This is a genomic window from Rhodococcus sp. WY5, assembly GCF_018588185.1.
Taxonomy (GTDB): domain Bacteria; phylum Actinomycetota; class Actinomycetes; order Mycobacteriales; family Mycobacteriaceae; genus Rhodococcus_F; species Rhodococcus_F qingshengii.
Genome location: NZ_JAAMPR010000001.1, coordinates 4,894,298 through 4,916,144, shown reverse-complemented (window position 1 = coordinate 4,916,144; position 21,847 = coordinate 4,894,298). Strand labels below are relative to the sequence as shown.

The window sequence follows — 21,847 nt, the reverse complement described above, 5'->3', positions numbered from 1 at the left end:
GCTGAGCAGTAGGGTGACCGATAACTGGATAGAAGCCGATGGGGCAATCGAGTGGATTGCGCAGAAACGTGGTGATACATGACGACCTTCGCGGAAGCCTCCCGGACAGCGGCAGGGCAAGCGCGGAACGGGCAGCGGCCGGTGTGGCGAGACAAGAAGCGCTACCTGTGGCCACTGGGTTTGCTGGTTCCTCTCAGCCCGTTCGCTGCGTGGTTCCTGGTCGACAAATTCAGTCTCGGGCTCTTCTGGGCCATCGGGGCGTGGCTGATCGTCATCGTCATTCCCCTGATCGATCTCCTGGCGGGCGAGGACGGTAACAGCCCACCGGACGAAGCGATCCCTGAATTGCAAGAGGATCGTTTCTACCGCTGGTGCACGTACTTGTTCCTGCCCCTCCAATACGTCGGGCTGGTGTTCGTCGCGTGGTGTTGGGTGAACGCGCCGATGGCGGCGGGGGAGAAGTTCGCGCTCGCGATGACTGCCGGCGTGGTTGCCGGTGTGGGGATCAACGCGGCGCATGAATTGGGGCACAAGAGTGAGAAGCTCGAGAAGTGGCTCGCGAAAGTAGCGCTCGCGCAGTCCTTCTACGGCCATTTCTACGTCGAACACAACCATGGTCATCACGTCCGCGTCGCGACGCCGGAGGATCCGGCCAGCTCGCGGTACAAGGAAAGCTTCTGGTTCTTCTTGCCTCGCAGCGTCATCGGCGGCCTGCGCTCGGGATGGCGGATCGAAAGCGCTCGTCTGAGGCGTCAGGGGAGACGGACGTGGAGTTACCGCAACAACATCCTGAACGCGTGGGCGATGAGTGTGGTTCTGTTCGGCAGTCTGATCGCCGCGTTCGGCTGGGAAATTGCGCCGTGGCTCGCCGTTCAGGCAATTGCAGGCTTCACGTTCCTCGAGACCGCCAACTATCTCGAGCACTACGGCTTGCTACGTGCGAAGCGGCCTGACGGCTCGTACGTCCGGTGCTCGCCCGAGGACAGCTGGAACAGCGACCACGTCGTCAGCAATCTGTTCCTCTATCAACTTCAGCGTCACAGCGACCATCACGCGAATCCGCGTCTGCGGTACCAGAGCCTGCGAAGTGCGGCCGAAGCGCCGCAACTTCCAGCGGGTTACGCAGTCATGATCGTCTGCGCGTGGGTGCCGCCGCTGTGGCGAAAGGTCATGGACAAGCGACTGCTGGCCTACTACGACGGCGACATGACACGCATCAACGTCCTGCCGGGTAAGTGATCGGCCGGATGGAGGAAGGGCTGCCGGACTAACCTGTAGTACGACCATCCATCATCGCCGAGCCAAGTGAGCCATGACCAACAGCGAAGTACGCGTCCGTTTCTGTCCGTCACCCACCGGAACCCCGCACGTGGGTTTGGTGCGCACCGCCTTGTTCAACTGGGCATTCGCACGACACCACGGCGGCACATTCGTGTTCCGTATCGAAGACACCGATGCGCAGCGCGACAGTGAAGAGTCCTACCAGGCCATCCTCGACGCCCTCCGCTGGTTGGGGCTCAATTGGGACGAAGGCCCGGAGGTCGGTGGGCCGCACGCACCGTATCGCCAGTCCGAGCGTCGCGACCTGCATCTCGACGTTGTTGCCAAGTTGCTGGCCGCGGGCGAGGCCTACGAGTCCTACTCGACCAACGAGGAGGTCGAAGCGCGACACAAGGCGGCCGGACGCGATCCGAAGCTCGGATACGACAACTTCGATCGCGAGCTCAGCGACGAGCAGCGCGCTGCCTACATCGCCGAGGGGCGCAAGCCCGTCGTCCGCCTCCGGATGCCCGATCACGATCTGACCTGGAACGACCTGGTGCGGGGCGAGACCACGTTCAAGGCAGGCACCGTTCCGGACTTCGCGCTGACTCGCGGCAACGGCATTCCGCTGTACACCTTGGTCAACCCGGTCGACGACGCGTTGATGAAGATCACCCATGTACTGCGCGGCGAAGATCTGCTGTCCTCGACTCCGCGTCAGCTCGCGTTGTACGAGGCATTGATTCGTATCGGTGTCGCCGATTTCACACCGTCGTTCGGGCACTTGCCTTTCGTGATGGGTCAGGGCAACAAGAAGCTTTCCAAGCGCGATCCCGAGTCCAACCTCTTCATCCACCGCGATCGGGGCTTCATTCCCGAGGGATTGCTGAACTACCTGGCTCTGCTCGGGTGGAGCATCGCCGACGATCACGATGTCTTCTCGCTCGACGAGATGGTTGCGGCCTTCGACGTCTCCAAGGTCAACTCCAATCCTGCCCGCTTCGACCAGAAGAAGGCCGACGCGATCAATGCCGAGCACATTCGTCTGCTCGAGCCGGCCGACTTCGCCGGTCGTCTGAAGTCGTTCCTGGTGGAGCACGGACACATCGGCGCCGACGTCGACGAAGCGACGTTCACTGTTGCGGCGGACCTCGTGCAGACGCGCATCGTCGTCCTGTCCGACGCGTGGGATCTGCTGAAATTCCTGTTCGTCGACGAGGCGTCGTTTGCTCTCGATCCGGCCGCGGCGGCAAAGAACTTGAAGGAAGATGCCGGTCCGGTTCTGGACGCGTCTCTTGCGGCGCTCGATGCCATCTCAGAGTGGTCGGCGGCCAGTATCGAGGAAGCACTCAAGAAGGCCCTCATCGAGGATCTGGAGCTCAAACCGCGTAAGGCCTTCGCTCCGGTTCGGGTCGCGATCACGGGCTCTCACATCAGCCCTCCGCTGTACGAGTCGATGGAATTGCTCGGTCGTGAGGTCTCGCTCGCTCGGTTGCGCGCCGGTAGGGCAGCGGTAACCGCCTAGATCGGACGGTCTTCCGGCCGAAAATGAAGCAAAAACCTCCTGTGACCATACGATTTGGTATTTGGGGCAGGGGTACTGGTAATCTTCTTTTCGGCCGGAGACGAGCCGCCGAGCACAACAGCGAAGCGGATCGGGCAAGGCTGGTGAGCAAGACCTTGGGGTATGGTGTAATTGGCAACACAGCGGTTTCTGGTACCGCCATTCTAGGTTCGAGTCCTGGTACCCCAGCGGAAATCCGGTCGATTTTGTGGCCGGACTCAGACAAGCTAAGCTTGCTGAGCATCCAAGAGCAAGACTGATATACCACGTTTAAAAGCGTGTCCTGGCCCCGTCGTCTAGCGGCCTAGGACGCCGCCCTCTCAAGGCGGTAGCGCGGGTTCGAATCCCGTCGGGGCTACAAAGGAAAGACCCTCCGATCATTGATCGGGGGGTCTTTTCGTATGTGCGGGAAATGTTTCCGGCGATGCGAAAAACGATCACCCCCAGTCGAATTCGACTGGGGGTGATCGTCATCTCACTCTGTTGTCCGCGATCGGTTATCCGCTCTTACGGCGGAACTCTCGCTTGTGATCGGCGGGGCCATGCGTGTTGTGGACCTTGGACTGTCCGTCGCGATGGTCGGTCGATTTGGCGTTCTGATGATTCTTCCGTTCGAGGGCCTCACGGAACTTTCGTTTGGTTTCCTCCGATTGGGATTCGGGTTCGGACGGGGTGTTGCTGTCGAGATCGCTCATATGCTCACTCCTTGTTGTTGGGCCTGTTGGTGAAACTACGCCGGCCCGAATTCGATTGCTCGTGATTTTTCCGCTCACGAATCTCAGGGCTGCGGCGGCGGTGCGGTCGAGCCGGAAAGAGGCATCGCAGGCATCCCGAGCTTGCGGTGATCCCAGGAACGAGTTCGATCGGGAACGAACCGTACCGCGACGCGCTTGTGGAGCATCGCGTCGACGGCCGGGCGGAGATCGTCGGTGTACGGGCCCGTGTACCGCTCCCAGACGCTGATTCCCACAGCGAAGAGGGCTTCCGGATCTTCGACGATGACCCCGGTACCCTCCATCGAGACTCCTCGGAGCGTGTCGTACGTCTGACCGTCTTCGATCAGGACGGACATTCGGGCGTCCCGGCGAAGATTGACGGCCTTCTGCGACTTGGCTTTGGTCTCGAACCAGATTTCGCCGTCGACTATCGCGAACCACATCGCGATCAGGTGAGGCATTCCGTCGGCGCTCAACGTCGCCATCGTTGCCGTACGGCTCTTTTCGACGAAGCTCGAGATTTCGGCCTCGGTCATCGTGATCTGACTACGCTGCTTTCCTGCCATGGTCGCGTCGTACTCCTACGTGCTCGAGGATCTGAAGGCCTTACTGTGTCACGAATTACAGACGCTTGTGGAGCGCTTCGGCAGCTGCGAGAAGGTCCGCCGCCCAGCGGGCTCCCGGTCGTCTACCCATCCGATCGATGGGGCCGGAGACCGAAATCGCGGCAATGACAGCGCCTGCCGAGTCTCGGACGGGAGCCGCGACGCTGGCGACACCGGGCTCACGTTCGGCCGCGCTCTGTGCCCAGCCGCGCCGGCGAACCTCGAGGAGCACTCGTTCGCCGAACGACGCATCGGCGAGGACGGTCCGTTGGGTTTGTGGATCTGCCCATGCGAGAAGGACCTTGGCGCCGGATCCGGCGTTCATCGGCAGTCGGGCTCCGACGAGCACCGTGTCACGCAGGCCGGTCGGTGGTTCCATCGACGCGACGCAGATGCGTTGTGTGCCTTCGCGACGGTACAGCTGGACGCTTTCGCCGGTGATTTCGCGAAGGCGGGGGAGGATGAGTCCGGCCGCAGCAATGAGTGGATCATTAGCGGTGGCAGCGAGTTCGGCGAGTCCGGGCCCTGGGCACCACTGACCGTCCGAGTCGCGAGTGAGGAGTCGATGGACTTCGAGACCGACGGCGAGTCTATGGGCGGTCGCGCGCGGCAAACCGGTTCGTGCACAGAGTTCGGTGAGGCTGCACGGTTCCTCAGCTACTGCATGAAGCACGCCCATTGCTTTGTCCAGGACGCCGATGCCGCTATGCTGTCTCATAGGTCGATACCAGTTTCTCGCATAGTGGGATGCTACCGCATTTCCTGGAGGGATAGCGCATTTCCTCGGGACAGTCTGCATCTGCTGTGAAGGCTGGGGACCTACTTCACGCGCGGCGGGCCAGCCCGTAGTCCGCCGACGCGAGGCTACGTACAGAGGTGGAAGACATGGCACAGAAAGCACGCACTCTCGCCGAGAAGGTGTGGGACGACCACGTTGTCGTGAAAGGGGAGGGGCAGGATCCCGACCTCATCTACATCGATCTCCACCTCGTTCACGAAGTGACGAGCCCCCAGGCATTCGACGGACTTCGCCTGGCGGGACGCCAGTTGCGCCGTCCCGACCTGACGATTGCCACCGAGGACCACAACGTTCCGACGATCGACATCGACAAGCCGATCGCAGATCCTGTGTCCAAGACTCAGGTCGACACCTTGCGCCGAAATTGCGAGGAGTTCGGAGTTCGCTTGCACCGCATGGGCGATCTCGACCAAGGCATCGTGCATGTGGTCGGACCGCAGCTCGGCCTGACGCAGCCCGGAACCACCGTGGTGTGCGGCGACAGTCATACGTCGACGCACGGCGCATTCGGTGCGCTCGCAATGGGAATCGGCACCAGCGAGGTCGAGCATGTGATGGCAACGCAGACATTGTCGTTGCGCCCCTTCAAGACCATGGCGATCACGGTCGACGGCGAGCTGCCTCCCGGCGTCACGAGCAAGGACTTGATCCTCGCAGTCATCGCCAAGATCGGCACCGGCGGCGGCCAGGGCTACGTACTGGAGTACCGCGGCGAGGCCATTCGCAAACTGTCGATGGAAGCTCGTATGACCATCTGCAACATGTCGATCGAGGCCGGAGCCCGCGCGGGCATGATCGCACCGGACGAGACCACTTACGAGTTCATCAAGGGCCGTCCGCATGCACCGTCCGGCGCAGAGTGGGACGAAGCCGTCGCCGCGTGGGAGTTGCTCAAGACCGACGAGGGCGCGGAATTCGACAACGAGGTTCACATCGACGCAAGCGCATTGACGCCTTTCGTCACGTGGGGAACCAATCCGGGACAGGGTGCGCCGCTCGGCGACCGTGTGCCTGATCCCGAACTGATCGTCGACGAGAGCGAGCGTCAGGCAGCCGAGAAGGCGCTCACCTACATGGGTCTCGACGCCGGTATGCCGCTTCGGGATGTTTCTGTCGACACCGTGTTCGTCGGTTCGTGCACCAACGGACGCATCGAAGACCTGCGCGCAGTGGCGGAGGTGCTCGAGGGTCGCCATGTGGCAGAGGGCGTTCGGATGCTCATCGTTCCCGGCTCGATGCGGGTGCGGGCTCAAGCCGAAAGCGAAGGTCTCGGTGAAATCTTCACAGCGGCAGGGGCTGAATGGCGCCAGGCCGGTTGCTCGATGTGCTTGGGAATGAACCCTGACCAGCTTGCTCCCGGCGAGCGTTCGGCATCGACGTCCAACCGGAATTTCGAAGGCCGACAGGGTAAAGGCGGCCGGACTCATCTGGTTTCCCCGCTCGTCGCGGCTGCCACGGCGGTCCGCGGAACGCTCTCGGCACCGGCCGATCTGGTCTGACCCACTTACCATCTCGAGGAGAATTTCGATGGAATCCTTTACCACGCACAAGGGTATCGGCGTCCCGCTGCGACGCTCGAATGTCGATACCGACCAGATCATCCCTGCCGTGTACCTGAAACGGGTGACGCGCACCGGATTCGAGGACGGGCTGTTTGCAGGCTGGCGTACCGACCCCAACTTCATTCTCAATCTGGCTCCGTACGACAAGGGAAGTGTCCTCGTGGCCGGTCCCGATTTCGGCACGGGCTCTTCGCGTGAGCATGCCGTGTGGGCTCTCTCCGACTTCGGATTTCGGGTCGTCATCGCTTCCCGGTTCGCCGACATCTTCCGCGGAAACGCCGGAAAAGCCGGTCTCGTAGCGGCACAGGTCGAGCAGAGCGACGTCGAATTGCTCTGGAAGTTGCTCGAAGAGCAGCCCGGACTGGAATTGACAGTAGATCTCGAGAATCGGACCGTCAGCGCCGGAACTACGGTGGTGCCGTTCAATATTGACGACTACACACGGTGGCGTCTGCTGGAGGGTCTCGACGACATCGGACTGACATTGCGGCAGGTAGACGCGATTTCCGAGTTCGAAAAGTCAAGGCCTTCATGGAAACCGACTACCCTTCCAGCCCGAATTTCGCAGGGCTGAACCGAAATCCGCAACTCCGCGCGGGAAGAGAAATAGGTCACCATTTCGCAGTCACGTTGAATGAGAATTGGCGTGGCACATAGACTCTTGCCGTTATCAGGTTTACCGTGGTTCTCAGTCGGTCCGACGGTGGACCACAATTAGCGGAGGAATTTCAATGAACAAGGCAGAGCTCATCGATGTTCTGACTGAAAAGCTGGGTTCGGACAGGCGCACAGCGACCGACGCAGTGGAGCACGTCGTGGACACCATCGTCCGCGCCGTCCACCGTGGCGAGAGCGTGACCATCACCGGCTTCGGAGTCTTCGAGCAGCGTCGTCGTGCAGCACGTGTTGCACGCAACCCGCGTACGGGCGAGACCGTCAAGGTCAAGCCGACGTCGGTTCCGGCTTTCCGTCCGGGTGCGCAGTTCAAGGCTGTTATCGCTGGTGGACAGAAGCTTCCGGCCACCGGCCCGGCAGTCAAGCGTGGCGTAGCAGCACCGGCCACCAAGGCTGCAGCCAAGAAGGCTGCTGCCAAGAAGACCGCAGCCAAGAAGGCTCCGGCCAAGAAGGCTCCGGCCAAGACCGCAGCCAAGAAGACGGTTGCCGCGAAGGCTCCCGCCAAGAAGGCTCCGGCCAAGACCGCAGCCAAGAAGACGGTTGCCGCGAAGGCTCCCGCCAAGAAGGCTCCGGCCAAGACCGCAGCCAAGAAGACGGTTGCCACCAAGGCTCCCGCCAAGAAGGCTCCGGCCAAGACCGCAGCCAAGGCTCCGGCCAAGAAGGCTCCGGCCAAGAAGGCCCCCGCCAAGACCGCAGCCAAGAAGGCTCCGGCCAAGAAGGCTCCGGCCAAGCGCGCAAAGTAGTCGCGTTCGGGTGAAAAACCCGATGCCGTAAGACAAAGAGGTGCAACCGCGGATCAGATCCGCGGCTGCACCTCTTTTTTGCTGTCTGGGAGAAGTGTGAATTCTCCTGTGTTTCAGTGCTTTGCAAAACTACCGAATCGAGCTGGGTGTCGGTTGGTCCAAATCCCTCAGGAGTTGGCGACTTTGGGGAGCGGGCTGTCGAGGTGATCCGCGGCGACGAGACGGCCGTCGAGGAACGAGAGCACCCAAGTGCTCGCCTTACGGTTGCGCGCCGAGGGCAGTGTTATACCGGCCGTATCAGCCCACCAGCGCATCAAATCGGGGATGACGCCTCCTTGGCTGCAGATTACGGGAGTGCCCTCCAGCGCGGCGATCTGCAGCGCACGCGCCCTGGCGGCGTCGGGATCGGCCTCGTAACCTTCTTCGGTCAGAAGAGGTTCCGTCGAAATCTCTACACCCAATGCCTCCGCCAATGGCATCACAGTGTCGATGCAGCGCGTACGGTCAGCCGCGAAAACCGAATCGGCTCCGAAGATTTTCAGCTGTTCGACCAAGGCGGCGGATTGCTCTTTGCCCTTGGCGTCGAGTGGACGCACATTGTCGTCGCCCTTGTATCGCTTACGGCTCCCAGCTTTTGCGTGGCGGACGAGTAATACCGTTTTCGTGTCAGGCCGAAGGGAAACGAAGCGGCGAAGAATCATTCGATCCATCGGGTAGGAAAGATGATCGGCGACCTCGGTGACCGGAAGCCAATAGAGAACATCCACTTCGCTATTCGGCCCGAAATCTCCGTCCACTGCTTCGGCCGACCAGTATTCGACCCGTTTGAGTTTGCGATGTCCCGGGATCGGGTACGTCACGCCACCGAGGTGCCTTCCGAAACGTCCGGTGATCGAGGTCTCTTCGCGGACCTCCCGAACTGCTGCGGTCAAGAAGGTCTCGCCGGGATCGAGCTTTCCTTTGGGGAATGACCAGTCGTCGTACTTCGGTCGATGTACGACGGCGATCTCGATGGCGGAAGGATCCTGAGGAGCCTTCCGCCACAGAACCGCGCCTGCGGCAAAGATGTTGGCTTTGACCGGCTTGTCGCTCATTGTGTGATCCGAGCCCGTCAAGACCCGCTGGCGGTGCGGCTGCGCATCAACGACTGTTGATGCTCACGTACGTCCTCACCGCGTTCGGGGGCAGCGACCCAACTCCCGTCCGGATGCAGTACCCAGCAGCGAGTTCGGGGATCGAGCGCGGAGTCGAAGATGTCACCGAGTTGCTTCGACAGTTTCGGGTCCTTGACCTGCACCATGACCTCGACGCGGCGATCGAGGTTGCGGTGCATCATGTCTGCGCTGCCGATCCAGAATTCGTCGGCCGAGCGGAAATGGAACATTCGCGAGTGTTCGAGGAAGCGTCCGAGAATGGAACGTACTTCGATGTTTTCGCTGAGGCCGGGAACGCCCGGCTTGAGCGCGCAGATTCCGCGGACCACGATCTCGACGGGGATACCGGCCTTGGACGCGCGGTACAACGCGTCGATGACCTGCTCGTCGACCAATGCGTTGGCTTTCAAGCGGATACCGGCATCGCGGCCTGCAAGCTTGTGAGCGATCTCGTTGTCGATCCGCTCGATGATCCCGCGGCGAACCCCGTATGGCGCAACGAGAAGGTTGCGGTAGCTCGTCTTTCGGGAGTATCCGGTCAGCGAGTTGAAGAGGTCGGTGAGGTCAGCACCGATCTCCGGTGCTGCGGTGAGCAATCCGACGTCCTCGTACATGCGCGCGGTCTTCGGGTTGTAGTTGCCCGTGCCGATGTGGCAGTAACGACGAATGGTCGAGCCCTCTCGTCTGACGACGAGGCACGTCTTGCAGTGAGTCTTGAGACCGACGAGACCGTAGACGACGTGAACGCCGGCCTGCTCGAGTTTGCGTGCCCACTTGATGTTGGCCTGCTCGTCGAAGCGGGCCTTGATCTCCACCAGCGCGACAACCTGCTTGCCCGCTTCGGCGGCGTCGATCAGTGCATTGACGATGGGGGAGTCGCCGGAAGTGCGGTACAGGGTCTGCTTGATCGCGAGCACCTGCGGGTCGGCGGCGGCCTGTTCGATGAAGCGTTGAACGCTTGTGGAAAACGAGTCGTATGGGTGGTGGACGAGCACGTCGCCTTCGCGCAGGGTCGAGAACACGCTCTTCGGAGTCTCGCGTTCACCGAACGCCGGATGCGTCGCCGGGACGAACGGAGCGTCTTTGAGAGCGGGGCGGTCGACGGCGTAAACCTGCCAGAGGCAGGACAAGTCGAGGAGACCGGAAACCTCGATCACGTCGGCCGGATCGACGTCGAGTTCACGCAGAAGCAGTTCGAGCATGTGCTCGGTCATGTCGTCGGCAACTTCGAGGCGAACGGGTGAACCGAAACGACGACGCGCCAATTCACGTTCGAGTGCCTGCAGCAGATCCTCGTCCCGATCTTCTTCGACCTCGAAATCGGCGTTGCGTGTGATTCGGAAAGCGTGATGTTCGACGATTTCCATTCCGGGGAACAGCACGTCCAGATGAGCCGAAATCAGTTCTTCCATCGGGAGGAAAGAATCGATGGTGGACGAAGATGTCGTGCTCTTGACTCGCACGAACCGGCCGACGTTGTCGGGAACCTTGACGCGAGCGAAGTGTTCGCCGCGGGTGACGGAGTCCTTCACTGTCACGGCGAGGTTGAGGCTCAGTCCGCTGATGTAGGGGAACGGGTGGGCGTGATCGACTGCCAACGGCGTCAGTACCGGGAAGACCTGCTCGTGGAAATGCGCCGAGAGCCGGCCGTGATCGTCGGCACTGAGGTCGGCCCATCGAACAATTGAAATGCCTTCTGCCGCCAGGGCAGGGCGGACCGAGTCGAGAAACACGTGTGCGTGCTTGTCGGCGAGTTCCTGGGTGCGACGCGCGATGAGCGCCAATTGTTCGCGTGGGGAGAGGCCGTCGGCGGACCTGACCGACAGTCCCGTCTCGTCGCGGCGCTTGAGTCCGGCGACCCGGACCATGAAAAATTCGTCGAGATTGGAAGCGAAGATGGCGAGGAACTTTGCGCGTTCGAGCAACGGCAGTGACTCGTCGGCAGCCAATGCGAGAACACGGGCATTGAAATCGAGCCAGCTGAGTTCGCGGTTGAGGTAACGATCCTCGGGAAGTCCGACGAGCAATTCGGGTAGCTCTGCCTTGGTGGCTGCAGGGGGAGCGCCCGGGATGTTGGTGGCGACCGCGACGGCCTGAGATCGCGGCGAGGTGGCCGCGCCGTTCTCGTGCCGGCCGGAGCTGTGGTCTCCGTCCGACTGGTCTTCGGAAATACGGTTTTCGAGTGCTTCGCCATTGCTCACTCGTCGATCATCCCCCACAATCGCGCGGTCCGACAATCGATGAAAGAAAATTCATCGACTGTTCGACGGCGTGGCCTTGAGTCTGGTCAACGAAGCCGATGTCGCGGGGCCTACTCCCAGTGCTCGCACAGTGCCGAGATCGGCATGGGTGTCGACGTCGGTGCGCAGTCCCGGCCATTTGCCGTTGAGTGGACGAGCACCTGAATTGGCATGTCCAAGTGCGGATTCCGGCCCGAACCGAGGGTCGAGCGCGCTTTCGCCGCACGCAAACAATGCGGAAGTGCCGGTGCCGTGGTGATCGACGACGACTGAACGTCCGCCGCTTCGGGCCGCGGCCACGGCCTCCGTCAGTTCGCTCGGTTGCATGGCGGGCAAGTCGGCTTGCAGCACAACGAGGTCGACCACTCCGCGCTTGGCTCGGATATCGGCGGCCGCTGCACTCAACGCCGCGTTGAGGGTTTCCTCCGTGCGCGGTGTTGCGCCGTTGGTTCGGGCGCCGTCGGGAGCTGGATCGGCGTAGACCGTCACGCCGACGGAATATGCAAGGGCGGCAACGGTGGGGTCTGGGGTGACCACTGTGACGCTGTCGATGGCCGAGACGGCTGCAACTGTGGCGAGGGTGTCGTGAAGCATGGCCAACACGAGGTCTGCACGCGCGTCCGAGTCGAGTTCGCCCGCGAGGCGGGACTTGGCCGATCTCAAGGACTTGACGGCCACTATCGCATGCATGGGGCGTTCGATCTCCGTGCGCGCATGCGGTGTCTCCACGGCGTGTGGGTACGGGGGTTCCGCGCTGTCCATCCCTCGATCTTGCCAGTCATCACGCTCGGTGTCCGCGGCTGCCCACCGCAGTGCACCACAGGCGATACTCTGTGCAGACGATTTTTCTGGCGGCGACCCGCTTCGCCGGGTAGACGGGGTGAGCGTGTGAGTAAGGCAGCTGTATTGGGCGCAGGTTCGTGGGGAACGGCGTTGGCGAAGGTGATGGCCGAGGCCGGAACCGACGTGACGATGTGGGCCAGGCGTGAAGAGGTCGCGAAGCGCATCGACACCACGCACGAGAACAGCGACTATCTGCCAGGCATTGCTTTGCCTTCGTCGATTCGCGCGACCCACCACCACGAGGAGGCGATGGCAGGTGCTGACTTCATCGTGCTGGCGGTTCCCTCGCAGTCGCTACGAGCAAACCTGGAGCAGTGGAAAGGCTCGATCGGACCCGATGCGACTCTGCTGAGTCTGGCCAAGGGAATCGAGACCGGGACGCTCATGCGCATGAGCCAGGTCATCGTGTCGGTGACCGGCGTGGAACCGGGGCGCGTCGCGGTGCTCTCGGGCCCGAACCTTGCACACGAGATCGCCGGCGGGCAGCCCGCGGCGACGGTGATCGCCTGTTCGGATTCCTCGCGTGCCCTCGCTCTCCAGGATGCTTGTGCTACCGGCTATTTCAGGCCGTACACCAACTCCGACGTCATCGGATGCGAGATCGGTGGTGCGTGTAAGAACGTGATCGCGCTGGCCTGCGGCATGGCCGCCGGCAGTGGATTCGGCGACAACACGGTTGCCAGCATCATCACCCGTGGGCTCGCCGAGACGATTCGTCTCGGCGTTGCGCTCGGCGCCAAGGCGTCGACTCTTGCAGGCTTGGCGGGCGTCGGTGACCTGGTAGCGACCTGCACGTCCGAGTTGTCGCGAAACCGGACGTTCGGAGAGCGGCTCGGACGAGGCGGGTCGATGGAGTCGGCACAGAAGGCAACCAACGGTCAGGTCGCCGAGGGCGTGAAGTCGTGCACGTCGGTACGCGCACTCGCTGCCGGATACGACGTGGAGATGCCGTTGACCGACGCGGTCCACCGGGTGTGCCACGAAGGCATGGCCGTCAGCGATGCGATCGGTCAGTTGCTCGGACGCCGGACGAAGCCGGAATGAGTGAAATCGGTGTGGGTCGCTTCGAGGATTACGGGGATTCGACGCGCAGCGTGAGCGCCGTCGCGCGCGAACACGCCGCGGGTCAGCCCATGCAACTGGGCCCGATATTCGCTGCGCCGTACCAACTTTCGGCGGACGAAGGTTCCGAGTCCGATACCTATGCACGTGCATCGAACCCGGGTTGGCGCGGACTCGAATCCGCGCTCGCGGCGCTCGAGAGAGCGGACCACGCCCTCGTCATGGGATCGGGGATGTCCGCGATCACCGCTACCTTGCGCAGCGTCCTCGTCGCGGGGGATACCGTCGTCGTGCCCTCGGACGGGTATTACCAAGTGCGGTTGTACGCGAACGAGCGCCTCGCGCCGTTGGGAATCACCGTTCGCGAGGTTTCGACTCTGCAGATGGGCGACGCGAGCTTCGTAGATCTGCTCGACGCGTCACCGGGCCGCGTGGCAGTCGTCGCCGAGACGCCGTCCAACCCGGTGCTGGACGTGGTCGACCTTCGCGTGCTCGCCGACGTGTGCCACCGTTCGGGTGCGCTGCTGATCGTCGACAACACGACCGCGACACCGCTGGGTCAGCGCCCGCTCGAATTGGGTGCCGACGTCGTGGTGGCCAGCGGTACCAAGGCTCTCAGCGGGCACAGTGACCTCCTGATGGGTTACGTCGCCACCTCCGATACGGCAGTGAGTCGGCAAATCGAGCGTGAGCGACTTCTCTCGGGAACGGTGCTCGGCCCCTTCGAGACGTGGCTTGCGCACCGGAGTCTCGGCACGGCAGGCCTGCGATTCGGGCGTCAGTGCGACAACGCGCTGGCGCTTGCCGAGATGTTGGTAGATCACAAAGCAGTCCGGTCCGTTCGTTACCCCGGCCTTCGCGGTGACCCGTCCTATGCAACGGCATCCGGTCAGATGAATCGATTCGGCGGATTGGTGAGCGTCGAGTTGGATTCGGCTCAGGCATTCCACTCGTTCGTCGAAGCGAGCGCTCTCGTCACGGCTGCTACCAGCTTCGGCGGGATCCACACGACGGCGGATCGCCGTGCGCGCTGGGGCGATCCGGTCAGTGCGGGGTTTGTCCGAATCGCTTGTGGCATCGAGGACACCGCCGATCTCCTGGCCGACATCGAGCGCGCACTCGACGCGTAAACGGGCCGGGTCGACGAAATCGGTCCGGCCCGATCGCGTGCCGCAGTCGATTCGGCGGTACGGTTTGACGCGTGAACAGCAGTCGTACCCGCGTGGCCGTGATCTTCGGTGGCCGGAGCAATGAGCATTCAGTGTCCTGTGTTTCCGCCGGAAGCGTCCTGAGCAACCTCGACCCCGATCGGTACGACGTCGTACCGATCGGCATCACTGTCGACGGTTCCTGGGTGCTCGGTTCGAGCGACCCCAGTTCCCTCGCGATCAGCGGGCGCGCGCTGCCGTCGGTCGACAAAGACGGAACGTCGGTGGTCCTCAGCGCGGACCCCACCCGCGAGGGCGAGGTCATCTCCTTCGACGGCTCCGACGCCGGTGCTGTGCTCGCGTCGGTCGACGTCGTGTTCCCCGTTCTTCATGGGGCTTACGGCGAAGACGGCACGATCCAGGGTCTGCTCGAACTTGCCGGGGTTCCGTACGTCGGACCCGGAGTTCTGGCCAGCGCCGCCGGCATGGACAAAGAGTTCACGAAGAAGCTTCTTGCTGCTGAAGGACTTCCCGTCGGAGTGCAGGTCGTGCTTCGACCGGGAACCGCAACGCTGACCGAAGAGCAGAAGGCGGAATTGGGCCTTCCGGTTTTCGTCAAGCCCGCTCGTGGAGGCTCGTCCATCGGCATCACTCGGGTGAGCAATTGGGACGGTCTGGACGGGGCGATCGCTCATGCACGCCTGCATGATCCCAAGGTGATCGTCGAAGGCGCGATCATCGGCCGCGAGGTGGAATGCGGCGTCCTCGAATTCCCGAACGGCGACGTCAAGGCGAGTGTGGTCGCCGAGATCCGGATGCCGGATTCCGACGCCGATTCGGACGCGTTCTACGACTTCGACACCAAGTACCTCGACGACGTCTGTGAATTCGACATCCCCGCGAAACTCGACGAGTCGGTGAGCGACCAGATTCGAGAGCTTGCTGTCCGCGCGTTCAAGGCACTCGATTGCCAGGGACTCTCGCGGGTCGATTTCTTCGTCACGGCTGACGGCCCGGTGATCAACGAGATCAACACGATGCCCGGGTTCACTTCCATCTCGATGTACCCGAAGATGTGGAACGCCACCGGAATCGATTACCGCACTTTGATTTCGACTCTGGTCGACACCGCCATCGCTCGCGGCACCGGCCTTCGCTGATCAGGGAACCGCGACCGGCGCCGGGTCGAGAGGCTTCTGTTCGAGGGTCGCCGTGATGGTGTCGGAGATTTCCTGAATCGGCGTCGGACCGGTCCCGTCGGGGATCGTGATACCGATGTATTCACCGCGGTCTACGGCAAACCAAGTGCTCGCCGCCAAACCGATGTCGGTTCCCGAGACCTGGAACCACTGGACACCGTTCACGACCTGTAGTGCTGCAGCCTGGTCGAACTCGGACGGACGGTCGAGTCCGCAGCGCAAGACGATCGGCTCTCCTTCGCTGCGCTGCCACGCTGCCGCACCGGCCGGAGCAGGTTCTACCAATTCGGCTTTCGTGAAGTCGTCGATCTCCTCGGGGAGCGCGCCGAGAAGGGAAACGCAGGCCGGCGACTCCGCTGCCGGTGCCGGTACGGGTCCCAATGCAACCGGCGAGAGTTCAGGGTTGTTTCCCGCGACGACGGCCGCGATCACTACTCCGACGATCAGGGCTACCGGGAGTGCGATGGCGGTGGCGATCAGCGCCGGACTGCGGCGCTCTGACGGATCGTCGTCGCCGTCGGGGTCGATGTCGGCGTTGTCTGCGGTGGAGGTGTTTTCTGCCATGCTCAGTTCTTCGCTCGGGTCCTGGTCCAGTCGATCAGCGGTCTTGTCACTTCTGAGAGCATGTCGGTGAATCGGTAGGATTGCCGACACACGCGTGAGCTTGCAGAAGCATTCACGACCACAGCTAGAAGGTACCGCAGGCCGCTTACGAGCGAATTGCGTCGGCATTGGAGAGACTCATCGCATCATCGGAGTTCACTGCATCATCGGAGTTCACTGCATCATCGGAGTTCGGGTCGGAGCCCACTGTCGAGCAGGTGGGGGAGTTCGACGTGATCGCGCGATCTCTTCTCGGCCGAATCCAACCGGTCACCACTGAATTGGGGCCGGGTGACGATGCCGCCATCGTGACTTCCGGAGACGGCCGTGTGGTTGTCTCGTCCGACATGTTGGTCGAAGGTCGACATTTCCGAATGGATTGGTCTTCACCACGCGACATCGGCCGGAAGGCAGTGGCACAGAACGCTGCTGATGTGGTCTCGATGGGAGCGCGGCCGACGGCCTTCACGGTGTCTCTGGGGTGCCCGCCTTCGACACCCGTCGACGTGGTCGACGCAATCTCCGCGGGAATCTGGGACGCGGCAACCGATCTGGGCGCCGGTGTGGTCGGCGGTGACCTGGTCCAGTCACCGGTGATCGTGGTGTCGGTGACCGTGCTCGGCGATCTCGGTGGCCGTGCGGCAGTTCTGCGTTCGGGAGCAAAGATCGGTGACAAGATCGCGGTCGCCGGGTGGTTCGGTTGCTCGGCCGCAGGGTTGGCGCTACTGCTCGACGAAGCCGTGCTCCTCGACAAGCCCGCAAGCTTTCCAGATTTGCTTGCCTCTCATCGTGTTCCAAATCCGCCGTATCAATCGGCATGGGACGCCGCAGAATCAGCACATTCCATGACGGACGTGTCCGACGGATTGATCGCGGATCTTCGACATCTCGCAGAGGCCTCGCACGCGCGGTTCGACATCTTCTCGGCTGCGGTTCCGACCTCACCTGATGTCGCATCGGCGGCCGAGGCGCTCGACGTCGATCCGCTGGACTGGATCCTCTCCGGCGGTGAAGATCACGGATTTGCAGCAACTTTCGGGCCTGAGGTCGAGATTCCGTCGGGTTGGATCGTGATCGGTGAGGTTGCCGCCGGTTCGGGCGTGAGCGTCGACGGTTCGCTTCGCGAGAGCGGCGGGGGCTGGCACAGCTTTTCGACCACCGGTACCACCGCGGTATAGGTTGCTTTCATGGCTGTATACGCACTTGGAGACAGAGTTCCGGACATTCATCCGGACGCATACGTCCACCCGGACGCGGTGGTGATCGGCGCCGTGACTCTCGCAGCGGGTACCTCGATCTGGCCGCAAGCGGTATTGCGTGGTGACTACGGAACCATTTCGGTGGGAATCGGATCGAACATCCAGGACGGAACCGTCATCCATTGCACCGCCGTCGATGCGACTGTCATCGGTTCCGGTTGCGTCGTGGGCCACAACGCGCACATCGAGGGATCGACCATCGAGGACCATTGCCTGATCGCGTCGGGGTCAGTTGTTCTCAACGGAACGGTGATCGGGACGGGGTCGATCGTCGCCGCTGGTGCGGTGGTGGCCAACAAGATGCAGGTTCCGCCGCGCAGCATGGCACTCGGTGTCCCCGCCAAGGTCCGTGCGGGATACGAGGTTCCGCTCGGTCACCTCGACGGCAACGTCAAGATGTACGCAGCCAATGCGGCGTACTACCGCGACGCGTTGCGCAGGCTCGACTGATGGCGCCGCTTGCAGAGATCGTCGACCCAGGGTGGGCGCGAGCACTCGAACCGGTGTCGGAGCAGATCACCGCGATGGGTAAGTTCTTGCGCGAAGAGATCGCTGCGGGACGGGAGTACCTACCGGCGGGGGAGAACGTCTTGCGTGCGTTCACGAACCCTTTCGAGGACGTTCGAGTGCTCATCGTCGGTCAGGACCCTTATCCGACGCCCGGTCACGCTGTCGGGTTGAGCTTTTCGGTTGCACCGGACGTGCGGCCGGTTCCGCGAAGTCTCGGCAACATCTACAAGGAGTATCACCAGGATCTCGGGTTGCCGATACCGCCGAACGGCGATCTGACGCCGTGGTCGAAACAAGGTGTGCTGCTTCTCAATCGCGTTCTCACCGTGCAGCCGGGTCAAGCCGCTTCTCATCGTAAGAAGGGCTGGGAGCCGGTGACCGAGCAGGCTATCCGCGCTCTGGTCGCGCGGTCGTCGCCGATGGTGGCGATCTTGTGGGGTCGTGACGCGGCCACTCTCGCGCCGATGCTCGGCGACACACCGATCATCGAATCCGCGCACCCGTCACCGCTTTCGGCCTCGCGTGGCTTCTTCGGTTCGCGCCCCTTCAGTCGTGCGAACGAACTCTTGACCGGACTCGGAGCCGATCCGGTCGACTGGAATCTGGGCTGATCGAACGGTGTCTGCACGAACCGGCCTGCCGAACGTCGAGTCGCGACGTTCGGCACGGCAGTTCGACTAGGCCTGCTTTGCGGAAGTGAAATCGGGGCGACGCTTGTCGACGAATGCGTCGACACCCTCGCGCCCGATCGGGCTGTTCGCCGCGAGGGCGATGGACGCGGCTTCGGCGTCGAGTTGCTCGGCGAGCGAGTTCGTCCGCGACGAACGCAGCAGTGCTTTGATTCCCGAGTACGACGTACTCGGTCCGTTGGCCAGAGCGCGGGCGAGGCGAGCTGCCTCTTCTTGGACCTCGTCGTCACCGACGAGTCGGGTGAGGATCCCCAGGCGGACGGCTTCGTCGCCACCGATCACCGAATCGTTGAGAAGAATCTCGCGAGCGCGTGCCACGCCGACGATGCGTGGAAGCGTCCACGACATTCCGCCGTCCGGGGTGAAACCGATGGAGGGGTACGCGGGGCGAAGCTTGGTGCCGGTGCCGCCGATTGCGACGTCGGCGAGGCAGACCAGGCTCATTCCGGCGCCGGCAGCCCATCCGTGGACCCCGGCCACCACTGGAGCGGTCGCAGCGTCGAGCGCGCGAACGAACACGTGGAAGACGCGGGCAACCTCGGCCACGTACTCGCCGCGGTCAGGGGCTGCGGCGAACGCACGGACGTTGCCGCCGGCACAGAAGTTTGCGCCTTCGCCGACCAGAAGGATGCTCCCGATGTCGTTTCCGACTGTCTCGAGCGCCTGCGCGCCCTGAACCAGTCCTTCGTCGTCGAGGGAGGTGCCGTTGGCGGCGGTGGAAATGGTGATGCGGAGTACGCCCTCGTCGAGGGTCACTTTGCTCAGGTCATCGATGGAAGTCACTCAACGCACATTACGGGTGTCCGACAGCCATACGAAACACGGGGACACATAGATACAGCCACATAGATACAGCTCTGCCCCCGTCACCGAAGTGACGGGGGCAGAGCCTGCAATAGTTTGTGCTCGGGCAATCAGCCCCGAGCGACCTTGCCTGCCTTCAGGCAGGAGGTGCACACGTTGACCTTACGGGTGTTACCCGGGGCAACCTCGGTACGAACAGACTGAATGTTCGGGTTCCAGCGACGATTGGTACGCCGGTGCGAGTGCGAGACCGACTTACCGAAGCCGGGCCCCTTGGCGCATACGTCGCAGACGGCAGCCATAGTCGCGAACTCCTTGTTAGAAATGAATATTGAAGTGGTTACCCTACACGGTAGGGCAGCCAGAATTACAATCCGAATATACTCGACTTCGAACCGATCCTTGACCGCTCACTGTGCAGTCGAACGTGAAAACAGTCAATCAGCAACAAACAAAGTGCAGCATTATTTCGTGTAGCCCGTTCGAGGCAACCGTGTAAGAGTAACCGCTTCCGGCCCGAATGGCCAAACCGCCCGGTAATGACGGTTGCGCAGAAGCGTCGGACTACCCTCGACTGCACCGATCACCGATCTCTTTTTCATCGTCAGTCTTTCCATCGTCGAGGGGAACCGTCAGTGGGGGAAGTGCAACGCGTCGCCGAGGAAGCGGAATCCGTCGCGGACGGACATCTGCTGCGGCGCTGGGCCCGCCGGGCGGTCGACAGCCTCCAGAAACGTCGCGGTGAGATCAACAGCCTCAACGTCTTTCCCATCCCTGATTCGGATACCGGCACCAATCTGCTGTTCACGATGCGGGCTGCACTCGATTCCGCCGAGACGATCGAGGACGACGTCCGCAGTGCGGGCCGCGTCGCCAACGCTCTGGCTCGGGGCGCCGTGTCCGGTGCTCGCGGTAATTCCGGAGTGATCCTCTCCCAGATGATCCGGGGCATCGCCGAGAGCGTTCAAGGTGAGCACATCGACGGCCGAAGCTTCGCGAACTCGCTGACCACGGCGACGACCCTGGCCTCTCGGGCTGTCTCCGATCTGGTGGAAGGCACCATCGTCACGGTATTGCGCGCATCGGGAGAAGCAGCGCAGGAGTGCGTCGACACCAGGACACCGAGCGGCGAGGATCTTGCATCCGTGGTTGCCGCCGCTGCCGACGCCGCTGCGGTCGCACTGAACAAGACGCCGGAGCAACTGGACGTTCTCGCGTCCGCCGGGGTGGTCGATGCCGGGGGATTCGGTCTGGTTCTGATCCTCGACGCTTTTGTCGAGGTGCTGACCGGGAAGCCGCAGGTTCGCGAAGATCTGGGGACGCCGGACCCGAGGTCGAGCGCAGTTGTCGACGTCAGCGCATTCGATCACGATTGGGCTCACAAGAGCCCGATCGAATGTGGTGATCACTCGGAACAGGATTTCGAGGTCATGTACCTCGTCGACGACTCCGACGACGATCGCATGACGGCGCTGCGCACGCGGCTGTCCGTCCTCGGAGATTCGACGGTCATCGTCAGCGACGGTTTCGGCGGCTGGTCGGTGCACGTGCATTGCTGCGATGCCGGTGCAGCCGTGGAAGCCGGCCTCGAGGCCGGGAAGGTGCACGGTATTCGCATCAGCAGTTTTCTCGTCGACGAACGCGACCAGTTGGTGGCACGGGCGGAGAGGCGATTCCCCGGGGCCGGCGCGCGCGGCGTACTGGCCGTCGTTGCCGGTGACAGCGCGGCGGCGTTGTTCGAGAGTGAGGGTGCGACGGTTCTTCGGTGCGACGATGCGCCGGTGACACGCGCACAACTGCTCGGCCGCATTCGTCAGATGGAACGCAGCGAAGTTCTGGTGCTTCCGAACGGAGCTTTGACCGCTCAGGAACTCGTCGCAGTCAGTGCCGCTGCACGCGATCCGCTTCACCAGGTTCTGCTGCTGTCGACGTCGTCGATGGTCCAGGGCCTGGCAGCACTTGCCGTTCACGACCCTCAGCGCAACGTCGCCGACGACGGCTTCACGATGTCCGAGGCGGCGGCCGCCACGCGCTGGGGATCGTTGCGGATCGCGGTCGAGCGTTCGCTGACCTACGTCGGGACATGTGATCCGGGTGACGCGATCGGTCTGATGGGGCACGAGGTGGTGCTCATCGGTCCCGACGTCGCGGAGTCGAGTGCGCGACTGGTCGACCTCGCGCTCGGATCCGGCGGCGAACTCGTGACCCTACTCATGGGCGCAGACGCGCCGGACGACCTGGCCGGGCAGCTCGAGGCGCACGTCGTCGCGCACCACCCGGGCGTCGACGTGCTCGTCTATCAGGGTGATCAGCCGGGTGACCTGTTCCAGTTGGGTGTGGAGTGATCGAACCTGGTCTGTCGGTGACTGCTGATATACGAACACATGTGCTTACCGCGACACTGTGCTG

21 protein-coding genes and 2 tRNA genes are annotated in these 21,847 nt (G+C 62.7%); 14 read left to right on the top strand and 9 right to left on the bottom strand.

What is annotated here, in order from left to right; genetic code table 11:
* The first annotated feature begins 78 nt into the window (after positions 1-78).
* The 4 genes from G4D79_RS22675 to G4D79_RS22660 all read left to right on the top strand — a co-directional run bounded on the left by G4D79_RS22675 (position 79) and on the right by G4D79_RS22660 (position 3,185).
* Positions 79-1,239 (top strand): alkane 1-monooxygenase, encoded by a 1,161-nt coding sequence (locus tag G4D79_RS22675; RefSeq protein WP_214514408.1) that lies wholly within the window; start codon positions 79-81, stop codon positions 1,237-1,239.
* A 73-nt stretch (positions 1,240-1,312) separates the two neighbouring features.
* Positions 1,313-2,788, top strand: coding sequence for a glutamate--tRNA ligase (gltX, locus tag G4D79_RS22670; RefSeq protein ID WP_003944712.1), 1,476 nt, complete (start codon positions 1,313-1,315; stop codon positions 2,786-2,788).
* A gap of 156 nt (positions 2,789-2,944) precedes the next feature.
* Positions 2,945-3,016, top strand: a tRNA-Gln gene (locus G4D79_RS22665).
* Between the two features lie 96 nt (positions 3,017-3,112).
* A tRNA-Glu gene (locus tag G4D79_RS22660) sits at positions 3,113-3,185 on the top strand.
* Between the two features lie 139 nt (positions 3,186-3,324).
* Here G4D79_RS22660 and G4D79_RS22655 read toward each other — a convergent pair.
* The 3 genes from G4D79_RS22655 to G4D79_RS22645 form a co-directional block, all read right to left on the bottom strand.
* On the bottom strand, positions 3,325-3,522 hold the full coding sequence (locus tag G4D79_RS22655) for a DUF5302 domain-containing protein (protein WP_007729345.1): 198 nt from the start codon (positions 3,520-3,522) through the stop codon (positions 3,325-3,327).
* 83 nt (positions 3,523-3,605) lie between these two features.
* Positions 3,606-4,109, bottom strand: coding sequence for a pyridoxamine 5'-phosphate oxidase family protein (locus tag G4D79_RS22650; protein WP_003944740.1), 504 nt, complete (start codon positions 4,107-4,109; stop codon positions 3,606-3,608).
* 55 nt (positions 4,110-4,164) lie between these two features.
* Positions 4,165-4,866 carry an IclR family transcriptional regulator gene (locus tag G4D79_RS22645; RefSeq protein WP_007729342.1) on the bottom strand — a complete coding sequence of 234 codons (702 nt, stop codon included), beginning with the start codon at positions 4,864-4,866 and terminating at the stop codon, positions 4,165-4,167.
* A 158-nt stretch (positions 4,867-5,024) separates the two neighbouring features.
* Between G4D79_RS22645 and leuC the strand changes: the two genes are divergently transcribed.
* The 3 genes from leuC (at position 5,025) to G4D79_RS22630 (ending at position 7,927) form a co-directional block, all read left to right on the top strand.
* Positions 5,025-6,446 (top strand): 3-isopropylmalate dehydratase large subunit, encoded by a 1,422-nt coding sequence (gene leuC, locus G4D79_RS22640; RefSeq protein WP_003944727.1) that lies wholly within the window; start codon positions 5,025-5,027, stop codon positions 6,444-6,446.
* A gap of 28 nt (positions 6,447-6,474) precedes the next feature.
* Complete coding sequence (gene leuD / locus G4D79_RS22635; protein WP_003944724.1) at positions 6,475-7,083, top strand: 3-isopropylmalate dehydratase small subunit; 609 nt, start codon at positions 6,475-6,477, stop codon at positions 7,081-7,083.
* Positions 7,084-7,240: 157 nt separating this feature from the next.
* A complete protein-coding gene (locus G4D79_RS22630; RefSeq protein WP_149357716.1) occupies positions 7,241-7,927 on the top strand; it encodes an HU family DNA-binding protein in 687 nt (228 codons plus the stop codon).
* 167 nt (positions 7,928-8,094) lie between these two features.
* Here G4D79_RS22630 and G4D79_RS22625 read toward each other — a convergent pair whose 3' ends face one another.
* From G4D79_RS22625 to cofC, 3 genes are read right to left on the bottom strand one after another with little or no spacing between them, the layout of a single operon-like run.
* Complete coding sequence (locus tag G4D79_RS22625; protein ID WP_003942778.1) at positions 8,095-9,021, bottom strand: bifunctional NUDIX hydrolase/histidine phosphatase family protein; 927 nt, start codon at positions 9,019-9,021, stop codon at positions 8,095-8,097.
* A gap of 17 nt (positions 9,022-9,038) precedes the next feature.
* Positions 9,039-11,282: an RNA degradosome polyphosphate kinase gene (locus tag G4D79_RS22620; RefSeq protein ID WP_003942685.1), complete on the bottom strand. Its 2,244-nt coding sequence runs from the start codon at positions 11,280-11,282 to the stop codon at positions 9,039-9,041.
* Between the two features lie 51 nt (positions 11,283-11,333).
* Entirely contained in the window at positions 11,334-12,083 is a 750-nt protein-coding gene (gene cofC, locus G4D79_RS22615) for a 2-phospho-L-lactate guanylyltransferase (protein ID WP_308252605.1), read from the bottom strand.
* A 126-nt stretch (positions 12,084-12,209) separates the two neighbouring features.
* Between cofC and G4D79_RS22610 the strand changes: the two genes are divergently transcribed.
* The 3 genes from G4D79_RS22610 (at position 12,210) to G4D79_RS22600 (ending at position 15,534) form a co-directional block, all read left to right on the top strand.
* Positions 12,210-13,208, top strand: coding sequence for an NAD(P)H-dependent glycerol-3-phosphate dehydrogenase (locus tag G4D79_RS22610; protein ID WP_030535420.1), 999 nt, complete (start codon positions 12,210-12,212; stop codon positions 13,206-13,208).
* Entirely contained in the window at positions 13,205-14,356 is a 1,152-nt protein-coding gene (locus tag G4D79_RS22605; RefSeq protein ID WP_214514407.1) for a cystathionine gamma-lyase, read from the top strand. Before G4D79_RS22610 ends, G4D79_RS22605 begins: the two co-directional genes overlap by 4 nt.
* 71 nt (positions 14,357-14,427) lie before the next feature.
* Positions 14,428-15,534, top strand: a complete 1,107-nt coding sequence (locus G4D79_RS22600; RefSeq protein WP_039973089.1) for a D-alanine--D-alanine ligase family protein — start codon at positions 14,428-14,430, stop codon at positions 15,532-15,534.
* On the opposite strand, the gene G4D79_RS22595 is transcribed toward G4D79_RS22600, so the two are convergent.
* Complete coding sequence (locus G4D79_RS22595; protein WP_081557709.1) at positions 15,535-16,227, bottom strand: DUF3515 domain-containing protein; 693 nt, start codon at positions 16,225-16,227, stop codon at positions 15,535-15,537.
* 77 nt (positions 16,228-16,304) lie between these two features.
* Here G4D79_RS22595 and G4D79_RS22590 point away from each other — a divergent pair, with 77 nt between their 5' ends.
* The 3 genes from G4D79_RS22590 to G4D79_RS22580 are packed head-to-tail and all read left to right on the top strand — an operon-like array spanning position 16,305 to position 18,556.
* Positions 16,305-17,354, top strand: coding sequence for a thiamine-phosphate kinase (locus tag G4D79_RS22590; RefSeq protein ID WP_214514406.1), 1,050 nt, complete (start codon positions 16,305-16,307; stop codon positions 17,352-17,354).
* 9 nt (positions 17,355-17,363) lie between these two features.
* Positions 17,364-17,885, top strand: a complete 522-nt coding sequence (locus G4D79_RS22585) for a gamma carbonic anhydrase family protein (protein ID WP_003942761.1) — start codon at positions 17,364-17,366, stop codon at positions 17,883-17,885.
* On the top strand, positions 17,885-18,556 hold the full coding sequence (locus G4D79_RS22580; protein ID WP_042450832.1) for a uracil-DNA glycosylase: 672 nt from the start codon (positions 17,885-17,887) through the stop codon (positions 18,554-18,556). The genes G4D79_RS22585 and G4D79_RS22580 overlap by 1 nt, the downstream gene beginning before the upstream one ends.
* 66 nt (positions 18,557-18,622) lie before the next feature.
* On the opposite strand, the gene G4D79_RS22575 is transcribed toward G4D79_RS22580, so the two are convergent.
* Positions 18,623-19,417, bottom strand: a complete 795-nt coding sequence (locus G4D79_RS22575) for an enoyl-CoA hydratase-related protein (protein ID WP_019747947.1) — start codon at positions 19,415-19,417, stop codon at positions 18,623-18,625.
* Between the two features lie 131 nt (positions 19,418-19,548).
* The gene (gene rpmB, locus G4D79_RS22570) at positions 19,549-19,740 is read right to left on the bottom strand and encodes a 50S ribosomal protein L28 (RefSeq protein ID WP_003942669.1); all 192 of its coding nucleotides are present in this window, start codon (positions 19,738-19,740) and stop codon (positions 19,549-19,551) included.
* A 333-nt stretch (positions 19,741-20,073) separates the two neighbouring features.
* On the opposite strand from rpmB, the gene G4D79_RS22565 reads away from it, so the two are divergent.
* On the top strand, positions 20,074-21,783 hold the full coding sequence (locus tag G4D79_RS22565) for a DAK2 domain-containing protein (protein ID WP_214514405.1): 1,710 nt from the start codon (positions 20,074-20,076) through the stop codon (positions 21,781-21,783).
* The last annotated feature ends 64 nt before the right edge of the window (positions 21,784-21,847 follow it).